This window comes from Pseudonocardia sp. DSM 110487 (assembly GCF_019468565.1).
In the GTDB taxonomy this organism is placed as follows: Bacteria; Actinomycetota; Actinomycetes; order Mycobacteriales; family Pseudonocardiaceae; genus Pseudonocardia.
In genome coordinates this window covers 8,559,986-8,573,621 of sequence record NZ_CP080521.1, presented here as the reverse complement: position 1 = coordinate 8,573,621, position 13,636 = coordinate 8,559,986, and the positions used below count along the sequence as shown (strand labels likewise).

Sequence of the window (13,636 nt, the reverse complement as noted above, 5' to 3'; positions counted from 1 at the left end):
GGCGCTCACCGGGCTGCCCCGGTCGCCATCGACGGCGCGGCCATGTGCAGCACCGTCCGGCCACCGGCCAGGTAGAACGCCTCATCCGGGCCGAGCGTCTCGCAGCAGAAGCGCCGGGCACGATCGAGGTCAGCGACCAGAACGGCCGCGCAGACAACCGAGTTCGCGGGCATGGCTCGAGTTCCTCCAGATTGGTCCGGCAAGCGCGGGACCGACGTACTCGTCAGCCACTGGAGATGTCGACCGTGGAGAGACCCGGAACTCATCGGTCCCGAGCCGGGACCGTCGCGAGCGCACGGCGCGGCGCCGGCCGGCCGCGGCAGCGAGGTGCCATTAGGGTCGCCTGGATGGCTGAAGATGTGAGGCCCCAGGGTGGGGTGCAGGCCCTTGACGACGGCTCCGGCAACCTCGTCGACCGGCGCAACCTCCGCACAGCGGCATGGGGCGGGTTGATCGGCACGGCGCTGGAGCAGTACGACTTCGTCATCTACGGCACCGCCACCGCGATCATCTTCAACAAGATCTTCTTCACTCAGGCGGACCCGGCGATCGGGGTGCTGGCGGGCTTCGCCACGTACGCGGTGGGTTTCCTCGCCCGCCCGCTCGGCGGGTTGTTCTTCTCCCGCTACGGCGACCGGCTGGGCCGCAAGTTCGTACTGGTGGCCACGCTGTTCCTGATGGGGATCTCGACGTTCCTCATCGGGGCGTTGCCGACGTACGAGCAGGCTGGGCTGCTCGCGCCGGCACTGCTCGTGGTGCTGCGGCTGCTGCAGGGCGCCGGGGCCGGCGCGGAGCAGGCGGGTGGGGTGGTGCTGCTCACCGAGGTCGCGCCACGCGAGCGTCGCGGGCGGTACGCGTCGCTGGTGTTCGTGGGCGCGTCGGCCGGCACGGCGCTGGGGGCGGTGGTCTGGATCCTCGCCCAGCTGCTGCCGCAGGATCAGCTCCTCGCGTGGGGCTGGCGGGTGGTGTTCTTCTCGAGTGCGTTCGTGACGGTCGCCGCGTACGTCCTGCGCAGGCGCCTGCGTGACGCGCCCGTATTCGAAGAGGCGAAGCGGGAGCAGAAGGCCGCGGAGTCGCCGATCAGGAGTGTGTTCACCGTGGGGCGGCGACCGTTCTTCCGGACGTTCGCGCTGAACATCGGCGGCAACACGCAGTCGTACGTGTTCCAGGTGTTCATGGGCAGCTACCTGATCCAGACGGTGGGGGTCGACCCTCGGCTGGTGCCGCAGGCGCTGCTGGTCGGGGCGTTGTTCGGGTGTGTGTCCGCGTTCGTCACGGGATCGCTCACCGACCGGTTCGGCCGCCGGCCCGTGATCATCGCGGTCGCCGCCTTCCTGGTCGTCTTCCCGGCCCCGGCATTCCTGATGCTCGACACGGGCAATCCGGGGCTCGTCGTGCTCGTGATCGTGATCGGGTTCGTCTTCGCCGCGTACGGCACGGTCGGCTCGCAGGGCGCAGCGTTCGCCGAGCTGGCCGGATCGCGCTACCGCTACGCGGGGGTGGCGCTCGGGCGCGAGTTCTCCGCGGTACTCGGTGGCGGCATCGCGCCGCTGCTCTCCGGCGTGCTGGTACAGCTCGCCGCGGGCTGGATCGGCGTGGCGATCTACATGAGCGCGATCATGCTGGTCAGCCTGGTCACGGCGATCAAGATGCCGGAGACGCGCGGTCGTGACCTGCGGCTGGAAGCCGATGCGTGATCCAGGTTATTGCAGCCTCACCTAACTTCGGGTAGACAGCGCGGGTGCTTCGCCGCCTGCTGATCGGATTTGCCGCCGCTGTCCTCGTCGCGGGGTGCGCCTCCGGTGCCGCGCCGGAGGCGGCGGCGCCCGCGACCATCACGGTGCCGCACAAGTTCGGCGAGACGATGGTGCCGGCGCAGCCACAGCGCGTGGTGTCGCTCGGGTACACCGAGCAGGACGCGATCCTCGCTTTCGGTGTGGTGCCCGTCGCCGTCCGGTACGCGTTCGGGTCGCGGGACGACGCGATCTTCCCGTGGGCCGATGCCGCGGCAGGCGACGCTCGGCCCGAGATCCTCCCGCGGGAGGAGATCGACTTCGAGAAGATCGCCGCGCTGCGCCCGGACCTGATCATGGCTGTGACGGCCGGGTTGGACCAGCAGCAGTACGACACGCTCAGCCGGATCGCGCCCACGGTCGTGCAGCCGGCCGAGTACGTCGACTTCGGCACGCCATGGCAGGTGCAGACCCGCGTGACCGGGCAGGCACTCGGGCAGCCAGAACGGGCGGAGGAGCTGGTCGCGCAGGTCGAGGCTCGGTTCGCCGAGGTGAAGGCCGCACATTCGGAACTCGCGGGCCGGACGCTGGCGCTCTCCGGCCCGATGTACGAGGGCGCCTATCCCTTCCACGCCACCGACGACACCCGCACCCGGTTCTTCGGCGCGCTCGGCATGGTGGTGCCGCCCGAGCTCGACGCCGCGGCGGGCAACAGCTTCTACGGCACGGTGAGCCGGGAGAACGCGAGCATGCTGAACGCCGACGTGCTGATCTGGCAGGCGGGCTCGCCGCAGGAGCGCGTCGAGATCGAGACCGACCCGATCCTCGCCGCGCTGCCGGTCGTCCGCGAGGGCCGGGCACTGTTCATGGACGGCACCGACTACGACGCGCTGCAGTTCTCCAGCGCTCTGAGCCTGCCGTACCTGCTCGACCAGTTCGTCCCACGGCTCGCGGCAGCGGCGCGGTAGGGCACGCCGATCCCAGTATGTGGGCGGGCGGTGTGACAGCGTGGGACGGCCCGTGCCACACTCGCGGCGTGCAGCATCTTTGCGTGATCATTATTGACGAGCGCGTCGGCTAACGAGCACCACAGCCGACGCGCAGACCTCTCGCACTCGCGGGGGGTCTTTTTTGTTGCCCGAATCGCGCCCGACCGCCCAGGAGCCCCTCGAATGTCCCGAACCGAACCGGCCGGAACCCCGCTCGGCGACGCATTCCACGTCTTCGACACGACGCTGCGGGACGGGGCCCAGCGCGAGGGCATCAGCTACTCGGTGGCCGACAAGCTCGCCGTCGCCCGCCACCTGGACGCGGTGGGTGTCGGCTTCATCGAGGGCGGCTGGCCGGGCGCGATGCCGAAGGACACCGAGTTCTTCGCCCGCGCCGCGGCGGGGGAGCTCGAGCTGCGGCACGCTGTGCTCGTCGCGTTCGGCTCGACGCGGCGCGCCGGCCTCAGCGTCACCGAGGACCCCCAGGTACGGGCGCTGCTCGACTCCCAGGCCCCTGTGGTGACGCTGGTAGCGAAGTCCGACCGCCGCCACATCGAGCGGGCGCTACGCACCGACGTCGCCGAGAACTGCGCGATGGTCGCCGACACCGTGTCCTTCCTGCGCGCGGAGGGCAGGCGGGTGTTCCTCGATGCCGAGCACTTCTTCGACGGCTACAAGTTCGACCCCGACACGGCGCTGCGGGTGCTCGAGGCGGCCATGACCGCGGGCGCCGACGTCGCGGTGCTGTGCGACACGAACGGCGGCATGCTCCCGCTGGGCATCGCCGAGGTGGTCGCCGAGGTGGCCGCCCGCACCGGTTTCCGGCTCGGCATCCACTGCCAGGACGACACGGGCTCCGCGGTGGCCAACTCGGTCACCGCGGTACAGGCAGGCGCGACGCACGTGCAGTGCACCGCCAATGGCTACGGCGAGCGGACCGGCAACGCCGACCTGTTCGCCGTGGTCGGGAACCTGGTGACCAAGCTGGGCATGCCCGTCCTACCGGACGGCGCGCTCGGCGAGCTGACCCGCACCTCGCACGCGTTGGCGGAGATCGCCAACATCGCTCCCGACACCCACCAGGCCTACGTCGGGACGTCAGCGTTCGCCCACAAGGCGGGCCTGCACGCGAGTGCGATCAAGGTGGACCCGGAGCTCTACAACCACATGGACCCCGTGGATGTGGGCAACGGGCAGCGGGTGCTGGTCACCGAGATGGCCGGCCGGGCCAGCGTCGAGCTCAAGGCAACCGAGCTCGGCCTGGACCTGGCCGGCCATCCCGACGCGGTGTCGGCCGTGACGCGCACGGTCAAGGAGCGGGAGTTGGCCGGCTGGTCGTTCGAGGCCGCCGACGCGTCGCTGGAGCTGCTCATGCGCTCGGCGATGGGAGAGGCGGATCGGGTCCCGTTCGCGCTGGAGTCCTACCGGGTGATCCTGGAGCACGGGACCGACGGTGTGGTCGTCGCGGAGGCGACGGTCCGCGTCGTGCTCGCCGACGGGCAGCGCCAGATCGCGACGGCCGAGGGCAACGGCCCGGTCAACGCGCTCGACGCCGCGCTGCGGGCGGCGCTCACCCCGACGTGCCCGTGGCTGTCGGACGTCGAGCTCTCCGACTACAAGGTCCGGATCCTGACGACCGGCCGCTCGGAGAGCTTCGGCACCGACGCCGTCACGCGGGTGCTGCTGGAGTCCACCGGTCCGGCCGGTTCGTGGACGACGGTCGGCGTGCACAGCAACGTCGTCGAGGCGTCCTGGCTGGCGCTGGTCGACGCGCTCGCCTACACGGCACTGCGCGAGCGCGGACCGGTCACGGTCGACTCTTGAGCAGGTCCAGCAGTTCGGCGTTGAGCTGCTCGGCGTGCGTCACGAACAGGCCGTGGCCGGCCGTCGGGTACTCGACGTAGCGGCAGCCGGGCACGAGCTGCGCGGTGCGCCGGCCGGTGAGCGCGACCGGGGCCGACGTGTCGGCAGCGCCGTGCACGACGAGCGTCGGCACCGTGATCTCGCGCAGTCCGGCGCGGTGGTCGGCGTGGAACATCGAGCGCATCAGCTGCGTGGTGGCCCATGGCGACGCGGACAGGCACTTGCCGATCGTCCAGTCGATCAGCGCGGGCGAGACGTCGTTGCCGAGGTGGGTGGCGTACCAGACCTGCGCCTGCCGGGCGAACCACTTCGGCCGGTCGGCCCGGAACTGGGCGATGGTGGCCTCGAGTGCGGCTTCCGGGAGGCCGTCCGGGTTGTCGTCGGTCTGCTTCAGGAACGGGACCACCGCCGAGACGAGGGCGACGCGGCCCACCCGCTCCTCGCCGTGCCTGGCCAGGTAGCGCGCCACCTCGGCGCCGCCGAACGAGTGGCCCACCAGCGTGACGCCGGTCAGGTCGAGGTGCTCCAGCAACGCGGCGAGATCGTCGCTGGTGGTGTCGATGTCGTAGCCGGTGGACGGGCGGTCGGAGCGGCCGTGCCCGCGCCGGTCGAGCGCGATGCAGCGGTACCCGCGTTCGGCGAAGTACGGGATCTGGTACTCCCACATGTCCGCATCCAGCACCCAGCTGGCGACGAACACGATCGGCTCGCCGGTGCCGTACTCCTCGTAAGCGAGCCGGGTTCCGTCGGTGGCGGTGAAGTGCGGCATCGGGTCCTCCTCGGCGCTTGGTGACGAGATCACCCTCTTCCCGCCGAGGTAGGTACGTCGATGACGTCGGAGGTAAACGAGTTCACCCCGGGGGCCCGATCCCACGCTCGAAGCCCCGCCGCAGCACCATGATCGTCCGGCTGCGGACGACGCCATCGACCCGGTAGAGGTCGTGCAGCACGTCCTCCAGCTCGTCCGGGTCGGCGACCCGCACCTTGAGCAGGAAGTTGCTGCTGCCGGCCACCGAGTGCGCCTCCTCGATGCGCGGGTCGGCGCGGGTGGCGGCGAACAGCTCGTCCTTGACCCATCCGTCGCTGTCGACGAGCACGAACGCGAGCACGTGCCGGCCGATGGCGTCCGGGTCGACCTCCACCGTGGTGCGCCGGACCACGCCCGACGCGCGCAGCCGACGCACGCGCTCGTGCACGGCGGCAGGTGAGAGCGACACTTCGCGGCCGAGCTGGGCGTAGGTACGACCCGCGTCCTCGAGCAGCAGGCCGAGGATCTTCCGGTCGATGGCGTCCACCACCCAATGCTGACATTCTTCTGGCCGAAAGTCGTTCGGACTTGATGGATCGGCCTGGACGCCGCGATATGCCCGATCCATCTTCGGTGCATGACCGTCGTCCACCAACGCCCTCCAGCGCTCGCCACCGCGGTACTCACGGCGGGCGTCGTCGTGGTCGGGGCCCAGGCCTTCGTGCTCGCCCCGCTGCTCCCCGACATCGCGGCGGGCCTCGCCGCGAGCACCGCCGAGGCCGGGCGGGCGCTCTCGGCGTACGGCGCGGGCATCGTCGCGTCGGCCCTGCTGCTCGGCCGCAGGCTCGACGCCATTCCGCGGCGCACCGTGCTGCTGGCAGGCATGGGCGCGCTCACCGTGGCCGCTGCCGGGTCCGCCGTCGCGTCACACTGGGCGCTGCTCGCGCTCGCCCAGCTCGCCGGCGGTATCGGGGTGGGTGTCGTGCTGCCCGCGACGTACGCGCTCGCCGCGGAGCTCGCGCCACCAGGCGCCGGAGCGCGCGCGACGGGTCGGGTGCTCACCGGCTGGTCGATCGCGCTGGTGGCGGGGGTGCCGCTCGCCACGGTGCTCGGCGACGCGATCGGCTGGCGGGCGGCGTTCGGAGCGCTCGCTGCGCTGTGTGTCACGCAGATCGCGCTGTACGTGCTGCTGCCCGCCACCCCCGCGGTCGGTCCCACCCGCGGTGCTCTCGGCGCAGCCCTGCGCGCACCGGGCGTCGCCGCGCTGCTCACCGGGGTGCTCGCGTACATGGCCGCGTTCTACGGGGTGTTCGCGTTCGTCGGCGTCGAGGTGCGTGCGGTGCACGGTGGCGGTGCGACGATGGCCGGGCTCGTCGCCCTCGCCTACGGCATCGGGTTCGGGATCGCGGCGGGTGTCGACCGGTTCCTGGACCGCCTCGGCACCGCCCGCCTGGTGGCCCCGGCGCTCGCCCTGCTGGCCGCGGTGTACCTGGCGCTCGCCGCGACGATCGGCGCGCTCGCGCTGTTCCTCGGGATCGCGGTCATATGGGGTCTGGTCAACCACGTCGGGCTGACGCTGCTGCTCAGCCGGCTGGCCGCGATCGCCCCAGGCCTCCGGGGCGCGGTGCTCGCGCTCAACACCGCCGCGACCTACGGCGGCGCCGCCGTGGCCGGCACGCTGGCCGGACTGATGTACGAGCGGGCCGGATTCGGCTGGCTGGCCGTCACGGCAGCCGCGCTCCTCGCGCTGGCGGTCCCCGTGACGGCAAGCCGCAAGCCCCACTCATCGACTGCGGCATTGGACCAGCGCGACCAGATCCCGGGCCCGCGCTGACCCCCATTCCACGTCCTACAGAGCGATCGCCACGCCGGTGGCGCTGGTCGTGGGCCGTCGCGACGACACAGGGCCGCCTCCGCACGGGCGCGTCGATGACCGTCGCCGGTCGCTGGCTTCCTCAGGTTCGGCGCGGCCGTGCGGGGTATCAGAAGGACCGAGTGTCTGGAGATGAACCATGAGCGAGCACCCCACAGGCCGTGACACCGGTTCCGGCCCAGCCGGGTCCCGCCTCTTCTCGGGTTGAGGACGACCCGGCCGAGCACCGCTCCGCGGAGCGCTCGGACGATCTGGGCGGGACTGTCCACTCGCCCGTGGCTTCCAAGCCTCCACGGAACCCGGGGCGATTCACCTCGGCAACGGAGGAACGGGCGGATCATCGGTGCGTCGTGACGACGCCGAGCGGGCCGGCGCCGCGCTGTCCGATGACGATGCCGACAGGTGGCTCGTCACCAAGGCGCGGGCCGGCGACATGGATGCCTACGAGGTGTTGGTTCGCCGCCACCGGGACCGGATCTACCGGATTTCGCTGCGCATGCTGGGCAATCGGCATGACGCGGAGGACATCGCGCAGGACGTGATGATCCAGGTGTGGACCGCGCTGGCCGGGTTCACCGGGGCGAGCTCGTTCACCACATGGCTGTACCGGATCGTGGTCAATCGCTGTCTGAACCAGATCCGACGCCGTCGCTGGACCCGCCCCGTACTCGAGGGCGATCCACAACCTGTGGCCGGCGCGGAGGATACGGTGATCGCCCGCCAGCGCGCGGGGGCAGCGATGGAGGCGATCGCAGCTCTACCCCCTGACCAGCGGGCCGTGATCGTGCTACACCAGTTGGAGGGTTTGACCTATCGGGAGGTTGCCGCCGTCGTCAACATCTCGGAGGACGCAGTGCGGGGACGTTTGCATCGAGCGCGGTTGACTTTGGTGGAGTCCCTGCGGAGCTGGTCATGAGCGAGCGCCGCTCATGACCGGCGGCACGCGCGGCGAACGCCTGACGTGCGGCCGGCGGGTCGAGGACGTGCTGGCTCAGGTCGCCGCCGGTCGGCGCGGCGAACGCGACGCCCATCAGCGGCGGTGCCCGCACTGCCACGCGGCCTTGGCCGAGTACGAGCGGCTGTGGGCCCCGCTCACCGAGCTGGCGGCGGAGAAGCCCAGTGCGCCGGACAGCATCGTGGAGAACGCTCTGCGTCGGATTCGAGGCGCCGTGGAGCACCTGGACTACGGGGTGCTCGAGTCGGCGCGGGGCCGCACCCGCATCGCCGCCAGGGTCGTGGTCGTGATTGCGCGAGAGTCCGCTCAGGCGGTGCCCGGTGTACGGGTGGCCCTCGGCAAACGCATCGCCGGCCGTACCGGCGACAGGTCCGATGTCCGCGCCGACGGTGCCGCCGAGAACCCGGCCGGTGGCGCGGAGGTCGTCGCGGGCGTCGCCGGACGCAGCACTGCTATCGAGATCACCCTGGCCGCGGACTACGGAGTCGACCTCCACCGCCTCGGCGAGCGCGTCCGCGAGGCGGTGACCGCCGAGGTCCGCGCACTCACCGGCCTCGAACCGGTACAGGTCACCGTCATCATCGACGACATCTTCGAGTAGCCGGATCTCCGAGCAGCCGCGGCGTCGGTCCAGCGGGACGAACGGCGCCTGCGACACGGCTCCACTCGATGTGTTGTACGTCACATCAGGCGTGCGTGAGGTCCTCCCTCCCGCTGTGTCCACCAGACATGACCGCAACGCCTCCCCGTGCGTACCGGCGAGGGCGAGTCACCGGTTCTGATCGAAGGAGATCGAGTAGATGACCAGTGCTGCCACGGAGCAGACCTCAGCCCGTTCCACGAGCGGTTCCAACACGGCTGGACCCAGCGCGACCGGCGCGACGACCGGCGGTGGGGCCGGCAGCGCGGCGTTGGCGAGCAGCCAGGGCCGCACCACCATCGCCGACGCCGTCGTGCAGAAGATCGCCGGTCGTGCCGCTCGTGAGGTGAGCGGCGTCCACGACTTCGGTGGGGGCGCATCCCGGACCTTCGGGGCGATCACCGAGCGGATCCCGGGCGGCCGAGCCACCTCGAGCCGCGGGGTCACCGTCGAGGTCGGGGAGAAGCAGGCGGCGATAGACCTCGACATCGTCGTCGAGTACGGGGTCCCGATCGGGCAGTTGGCCCAGTCGATCCGCCGCAACGTCATCGGTGCGGTCGAGCAGATGAGCGGCCTGGAGGTCGTCGAGGTCAACATCAACGTCAACGACCTGCACCTGCCCGACGAGGACCCCGGTGACGAGTCCTCTGAACCCGCTCGCGTCACGTGAGCTGCCGTCCCGTCGGCGACGCCCTGGAACCGGCTGAGAAGGAGTGATCCTCATGAAACTCACAGTGATCGGCCTGGCCGTGGGCCTGGTGCTCGGGGTGACGGCCGCGTGGGGCGGCTTCGGCGCCATGGCCATCGTTGCGATGATGGGCGCGCTCGGGGCCTTGACCGGCCGGTTCCTCGACGGGCAGCTCGACCTGTCCGCGCTCGGTGCGGGCGCCCGACACCGCGGCCCGCGATGAGGGCGGCCGGTCCGGGCGTCACCTCGGCCGATCCGGCCGGGCGCACCAGCGTCCATCCGGGCGGCGTGGTTGTCGCCCCCACCGTTCCTGATCATCGGCCGGCCCCGGCCGCCGAACGTGGTCGGACCACGGTCGGCCATCGGGTCATCGAGTCCGTCGCTGCCCGGATCGCCGGCGAGGAACCCGGCGTAGGGGGCGCGGCCCGGCGTGTGCTGGGTGTGGCGGTGACGGGTGAGGACGCCGAGCAGGCCCCGCGGGTGGAGGTGACCGTGGCCGGCGAGATGGTGTCGCTGCGGATCCGGCTGTCGGTGACCTACCCCGACCCGGTGCACGAAGTGACCGGCCGGGTCCGCCGGAGGCTGGTCGAGCGGGTGTGGGAACTGACCGGAAAGCGCGTTGGCATGGTCGACGTCGTCGTCGTCGCCCTGCACCGCCCCGCCGGCCCTCGGCGGGTGGTGCGATGATCCGCCGCCCGCGCCGCACTCTGCCCGCGACGATCGTCGGCCTGATGCTGTTCGTCGCCGCCGTGGTCGTGGTGATCTCCTGCGCCCAGTTGATCACCGGTGGCCCGCCGTTGGTCGCGTTCGGCACCCTCGGGGAGCTGGGGCGCACCACGACCTGGAACGACGCTCGCGTCCTCGCGGCGGGCGGGATCCTTTCCTCGGTCGGGCTCGCGTTGCTGGCGTGTGGCCTGCTTCCCGGACGTCCGCAGGTGCTGGCCCTGGCCCCGGGCGACGACCACACCGCTGCGGGGATCTCTCGTCGGAGCTTGGCCCGTGACCTGACGAGTCACGCACGGCGCGCGGACGGCATCACCGGTGCGCGAGTCAGGGTCGGTGCGCGAACCGTCACGGTGAACGCCCGCACCCCGCTCCGGGACCGCTCCGGGCTGCCCGACCTGGTCCGCGCGCTCGTCATTGAACGCCTCGATGACATCAACCTCGCCCGACCTGCGCGACTTCGGGTGACCGTCACCTCGGATCGGAGCGCGTGATGAACCCGAACCGTCCTGCCCGGCTCAACCGCACCGTTCTGGCTCTGCTGGGCCTGCTCTGCCTCGCTGTGGGCGGGGTCGTCCTGCTGGTCGGCGCCGGCTTCCTCGGCGATCTGCTGCCGGTTCCGGCCGATGCGCCGCTGTTGCCGCCCGGGCTGGTCCTCCCGGGGTGGGGACCGTCGGCCTTCGCCGCGGTCGCCGTCGTCATCGGGCTGCTGGCGCTACGCTGGCTGATCGCCCAGACGGCCCGGCGGCCCGCCGGCAGCAACTGGCAGCTCTCATCCGAAATCACCACCGGCACCACCCACATCGGCAGTGACGCTGCCGTGCGCCCGCTCGCCGACGAGATCGAGGACTATCCCGGCGTGCGATCGGCGACCGCCAGCCTGACGGGCCCGCACCAGCACGCTCACCTGTACCTGCGCGTGTCGGCCGACGACCACGCCGACATCTCCGAGCTCCGCCGCCGCATCGGTGCCGACGCCATCCCCCGCCTCACGCACGCCCTGAACCTGCCCGCGCTGCACGCCGACCTGCTGCTGCGCCTGGTCACCGCCGGCGGAGCACGAACCGGCTGAAGCAGGCGCCATTTCCTGCGGAGGCGAAAACGCAATCTCAGGGCCGTTCCAGGACCGTGAGGCCTTTTGTGCGCGGCGCGCAGAGCCCGCAGCGCGTTCGCGCCCGTGAGGGACGTCGAGAGGATTCTCGGCCTCCTCGAACTTGATACCGTCATTCGCCGCATCGGCCGCTGGGATGAAAAGACGACGATTTCGCGAAAAGCCACGATTGATCGATTTCTGTCAACCCTGCCCGCAAGCGACCCGACAGACGCACGGAGTGTCCGATGAAATATGATCAAACGCGGGAGCGGGCCGCAAATCAGCTGCCGATCATGTGGGCCCGACATCGTCGGGTGGCGGCCGATACTGTCACGGTGCAGCTCGAGGGCGAGATCGATAGCTCGAACGCCGGCCAGGTGGCCGGCCTCGCTGATGCGCTCGACGACGCAACCACGATCATCCTCGACATGAGCGAGGTGAGCTTCCTGGCGGCTGCGGGAATCACCGCGCTGCTGCATCTGGATGCTCGGTTGAGGCTCGCCGGCGGCCACCTCGTTCTCACCGGCACGGATCACCGTCCGGTGCGGAGGCCGATCACGATCTGCGGCCTCGACTCCATTCTCGACTGTCGTCCGAGCATGGCGACACCGTCGGAAAAATCGCCGACCTGAATTCGCTGCCATGGGGTTGAGTTCCACCTCGGTGGGTATTCAGAGGAAGGGCGGCGAGAGACCGGTCGCTCTGGAAGAGAGGGTCGGGCGCGCCCCGCCCGGAGTCGCATCTCCAGCATCTCCAGCCCTGGTTCAGGGCTGTCGACCAAACCGCCGTAGCGCTACGAAGGCTCGGAATCCGGAGAAACGAGATGCCGGGACGTGGCGGGAGCTGAGAGGGGTGCCCCCACCACGACCTGGAACGGGCACCAGCAGCCCGAACGACCACCGAAGGGATAGAGGTATGTCACAGCGCAACACGGTCGTCCGCAGCATGCACGACCTCGGACTCGCCGCATGGTTCGGCGGCACGCTCGCCGGCGCAGTCGCCGTCAACGGTGCCGCCGCCGACGTCTCCGACCCGAAGCAGCGGTTGCACGTCGCCAACGCCGGGTGGGCAAGGTGGACTCCGGTCAACCTGGCTGCGATCGCCGCCCATCTGGTCGGCGGCGCGGGGCTGCTGTTCGCGAACAAGGGCCGCGTCGCCACCCAGCGTGGCGTCGGCGCCTCCACCGCTGCGAAAACGGCATTGACCATCGCAGCGCTCGGCCTGACGGCCTACAGCCGTGTGTTGGGCAGGATGCTCGAGGAGGCCGACGGCGCTCCGGTCGAGGGCGGCACCGACGCCGTGCAGGACACCCCCGCCGGTGTGGCGAAGGTGCAGCAGCAGCTCAAGGTCGCGCAATGGCTCGTCCCCGCTCTCACCGGCGGGATCGCCGTGCTCAACTCCGTGGAGGGGGAGCAGCAGCGGCCCGGCCAGCAGCTACCCGGGATCCTGGCCAAGCCCATGCGATGGCTCTCCGCCGTATGACGATCCCGCCGTCAGCGCTCGGCATGACGAGATGTGCGCCCCACATCCACTCGTTCCGCCGAACCTCCACACACCGAACTGCCGAACAGAAGGACCAGAGCATGTCTACTCGTGGCGAGGGCGCCTACCGCGCCGGAGGCTCGATGCCCGCCGACAGCGACGACTTCCCGAGCGTGGCTGATCCCTACATCTCACCGCCCCTCACGGAGACCCGGGCGACGTCGACCGCTTCAGCCGTCGAGCCACACACCGACCGAGGGGTCGCCACCGACCGCGCCGTCGACCGCCGCGACCGTGTGCGGTGGGGTCCGATCTGGGCCGGCGCGTCGGTCGTGCTGACCGTGTTCATCGTGCTGCAACTGCTGTTCTTCGCGCTGGGCTGGCTCGACCTGGGCCTCGACGGTCGCGACGGGTCCGGTGTCGCCGCGGGGATCGTGACCGGCGTCCTGGCGCTGATCGCCTTCTTCGTCGGCGGACTCACGGCTGCAGCCAGCACGATGTGGCGCACGGCAGGTGACGGGATGCTCCACGGTGTCCTGGTGTGGACGCTGAGTGTGCTCGGCATTCTCGCCCTCACCCTGATCGGTGGCACGGCTCTGCTGGGGCCGCTGGCCAGCGTCGCCTCACAGGCACCGGATGCCGCGCAGGCAGCACAGCAGACCGTCGACCCAGGTCAGGCACTGGATACCGCCCGCGACACGGCCGGCTGGGCCGCCCTCGGGTTGGGCGCAGCCGCCGCTGCCGCTGCGATCGGGGGCATCGCCGGATCGAGGATCTGGCGAAACCGCGAGGACGCCGACACCGGACAACGCACCACTCCTGAGTGATCGCGACAAGCGCCGACGAGTG

General features: G+C 70.9%; 17 protein-coding genes. 14 read left to right on the top strand and 3 right to left on the bottom strand.

Features of this window, described 5'->3' with window-relative positions; all coding sequences use genetic code 11:
* Nucleotides 1-5 precede the first annotated feature (5 nt).
* On the bottom strand, nt 6-173 hold the full coding sequence (locus K1T35_RS40090) for a hypothetical protein (RefSeq protein WP_220256903.1): 168 nt from the start codon (nt 171-173) through the stop codon (nt 6-8).
* A gap of 174 nt (nt 174-347) precedes the next feature.
* On the opposite strand from K1T35_RS40090, the gene K1T35_RS40085 reads away from it, so the two are divergent.
* The 3 genes from K1T35_RS40085 to cimA all read left to right on the top strand — a co-directional run bounded on the left by K1T35_RS40085 (nt 348) and on the right by cimA (nt 4,546).
* Entirely contained in the window at nt 348-1,697 is a 1,350-nt protein-coding gene (locus K1T35_RS40085; RefSeq protein ID WP_220256902.1) for an MFS transporter, read from the top strand.
* A gap of 44 nt (nt 1,698-1,741) precedes the next feature.
* Nucleotides 1,742-2,701 carry an iron-siderophore ABC transporter substrate-binding protein gene (locus tag K1T35_RS40080; protein WP_220256901.1) on the top strand — a complete coding sequence of 320 codons (960 nt, stop codon included), beginning with the start codon at nt 1,742-1,744 and terminating at the stop codon, nt 2,699-2,701.
* A 204-nt stretch (nt 2,702-2,905) separates the two neighbouring features.
* Complete coding sequence (gene cimA, locus K1T35_RS40075) at nt 2,906-4,546, top strand: citramalate synthase (RefSeq protein WP_220256900.1); 1,641 nt, start codon at nt 2,906-2,908, stop codon at nt 4,544-4,546.
* Here cimA and K1T35_RS40070 read toward each other — a convergent pair.
* Nucleotides 4,530-5,354, bottom strand: coding sequence for an alpha/beta fold hydrolase (locus tag K1T35_RS40070; RefSeq protein WP_220256899.1), 825 nt, complete (start codon nt 5,352-5,354; stop codon nt 4,530-4,532). The two genes, cimA and K1T35_RS40070, sit on opposite strands and share 17 nt — an antisense overlap.
* Nucleotides 5,355-5,436: 82 nt before the next feature.
* A complete protein-coding gene (locus K1T35_RS40065; RefSeq protein WP_255621235.1) occupies nt 5,437-5,880 on the bottom strand; it encodes an Lrp/AsnC family transcriptional regulator in 444 nt (147 codons plus the stop codon).
* A gap of 90 nt (nt 5,881-5,970) precedes the next feature.
* On the opposite strand from K1T35_RS40065, the gene K1T35_RS40060 reads away from it, so the two are divergent.
* The 11 genes from K1T35_RS40060 (at nt 5,971) to K1T35_RS40010 (ending at nt 13,614) form a co-directional block, all read left to right on the top strand.
* The gene (locus tag K1T35_RS40060; protein WP_220256897.1) at nt 5,971-7,167 is read left to right on the top strand and encodes an MFS transporter; all 1,197 of its coding nucleotides are present in this window, start codon (nt 5,971-5,973) and stop codon (nt 7,165-7,167) included.
* 382 nt (nt 7,168-7,549) lie between these two features.
* The gene (locus K1T35_RS40055) at nt 7,550-8,122 is read left to right on the top strand and encodes an RNA polymerase sigma factor (protein ID WP_255621234.1); all 573 of its coding nucleotides are present in this window, start codon (nt 7,550-7,552) and stop codon (nt 8,120-8,122) included.
* A gap of 13 nt (nt 8,123-8,135) precedes the next feature.
* A complete protein-coding gene (locus tag K1T35_RS40050) occupies nt 8,136-8,762 on the top strand; it encodes an Asp23/Gls24 family envelope stress response protein (RefSeq protein WP_220256896.1) in 627 nt (208 codons plus the stop codon).
* 199 nt (nt 8,763-8,961) lie between these two features.
* Entirely contained in the window at nt 8,962-9,471 is a 510-nt protein-coding gene (locus K1T35_RS40045; protein WP_220256895.1) for an Asp23/Gls24 family envelope stress response protein, read from the top strand.
* A 52-nt stretch (nt 9,472-9,523) separates the two neighbouring features.
* Complete coding sequence (locus K1T35_RS40040) at nt 9,524-9,712, top strand: hypothetical protein (RefSeq protein WP_220256894.1); 189 nt, start codon at nt 9,524-9,526, stop codon at nt 9,710-9,712.
* Nucleotides 9,709-10,176 carry an Asp23/Gls24 family envelope stress response protein gene (locus K1T35_RS40035; RefSeq protein ID WP_220256893.1) on the top strand — a complete coding sequence of 156 codons (468 nt, stop codon included), beginning with the start codon at nt 9,709-9,711 and terminating at the stop codon, nt 10,174-10,176. The genes K1T35_RS40040 and K1T35_RS40035 overlap by 4 nt, the downstream gene beginning before the upstream one ends.
* Nucleotides 10,173-10,706, top strand: coding sequence for a DUF6286 domain-containing protein (locus tag K1T35_RS40030; RefSeq protein ID WP_220256892.1), 534 nt, complete (start codon nt 10,173-10,175; stop codon nt 10,704-10,706). The genes K1T35_RS40035 and K1T35_RS40030 overlap by 4 nt, the downstream gene beginning before the upstream one ends.
* Nucleotides 10,706-11,284 (top strand): alkaline shock response membrane anchor protein AmaP, encoded by a 579-nt coding sequence (locus K1T35_RS40025; RefSeq protein WP_220256891.1) that lies wholly within the window; start codon nt 10,706-10,708, stop codon nt 11,282-11,284. The genes K1T35_RS40030 and K1T35_RS40025 overlap by 1 nt, the downstream gene beginning before the upstream one ends.
* A 266-nt stretch (nt 11,285-11,550) precedes the next feature.
* Nucleotides 11,551-11,937, top strand: coding sequence for an STAS domain-containing protein (locus K1T35_RS40020; RefSeq protein WP_220256890.1), 387 nt, complete (start codon nt 11,551-11,553; stop codon nt 11,935-11,937).
* A 283-nt stretch (nt 11,938-12,220) separates the two neighbouring features.
* Nucleotides 12,221-12,787, top strand: coding sequence for a hypothetical protein (locus tag K1T35_RS40015; RefSeq protein WP_220256889.1), 567 nt, complete (start codon nt 12,221-12,223; stop codon nt 12,785-12,787).
* Entirely contained in the window at nt 12,784-13,614 is an 831-nt protein-coding gene (locus tag K1T35_RS40010; RefSeq protein WP_220256888.1) for a hypothetical protein, read from the top strand. The genes K1T35_RS40015 and K1T35_RS40010 overlap by 4 nt, the downstream gene beginning before the upstream one ends.
* The last annotated feature ends 22 nt before the right edge of the window (nt 13,615-13,636 follow it).

Bases quoted from the DNA above. Each gene is read 5' to 3' on its own strand.
- K1T35_RS40090 (WP_220256903.1), bottom strand. From the start codon at position 173: ATGCCCGCGAACTCGGTTGTCTGCGCGGCCGTTCTGGTCGCTGACCTC.
- K1T35_RS40085 (WP_220256902.1), top strand. From the start codon at position 348: ATGGCTGAAGATGTGAGGCCCCAGGGTGGGGTGCAGGCCCTTGACGAC.
- cimA (WP_220256900.1), top strand. From the start codon at position 2,906: ATGTCCCGAACCGAACCGGCCGGAACCCCGCTCGGCGACGCATTCCAC.
- K1T35_RS40070 (WP_220256899.1), bottom strand. From the start codon at position 5,354: ATGCCGCACTTCACCGCCACCGACGGAACCCGGCTCGCTTACGAGGAG.
- K1T35_RS40060 (WP_220256897.1), top strand. From the start codon at position 5,971: ATGACCGTCGTCCACCAACGCCCTCCAGCGCTCGCCACCGCGGTACTC.
- K1T35_RS40050 (WP_220256896.1), top strand. From the start codon at position 8,136: ATGACCGGCGGCACGCGCGGCGAACGCCTGACGTGCGGCCGGCGGGTC.
- K1T35_RS40045 (WP_220256895.1), top strand. From the start codon at position 8,962: ATGACCAGTGCTGCCACGGAGCAGACCTCAGCCCGTTCCACGAGCGGT.
- K1T35_RS40040 (WP_220256894.1), top strand. From the start codon at position 9,524: ATGAAACTCACAGTGATCGGCCTGGCCGTGGGCCTGGTGCTCGGGGTG.
- K1T35_RS40035 (WP_220256893.1), top strand. From the start codon at position 9,709: ATGAGGGCGGCCGGTCCGGGCGTCACCTCGGCCGATCCGGCCGGGCGC.
- K1T35_RS40030 (WP_220256892.1), top strand. From the start codon at position 10,173: ATGATCCGCCGCCCGCGCCGCACTCTGCCCGCGACGATCGTCGGCCTG.
- K1T35_RS40025 (WP_220256891.1), top strand. From the start codon at position 10,706: ATGAACCCGAACCGTCCTGCCCGGCTCAACCGCACCGTTCTGGCTCTG.
- K1T35_RS40020 (WP_220256890.1), top strand. From the start codon at position 11,551: ATGAAATATGATCAAACGCGGGAGCGGGCCGCAAATCAGCTGCCGATC.
- K1T35_RS40015 (WP_220256889.1), top strand. From the start codon at position 12,221: ATGTCACAGCGCAACACGGTCGTCCGCAGCATGCACGACCTCGGACTC.
- K1T35_RS40010 (WP_220256888.1), top strand. From the start codon at position 12,784: ATGACGATCCCGCCGTCAGCGCTCGGCATGACGAGATGTGCGCCCCAC.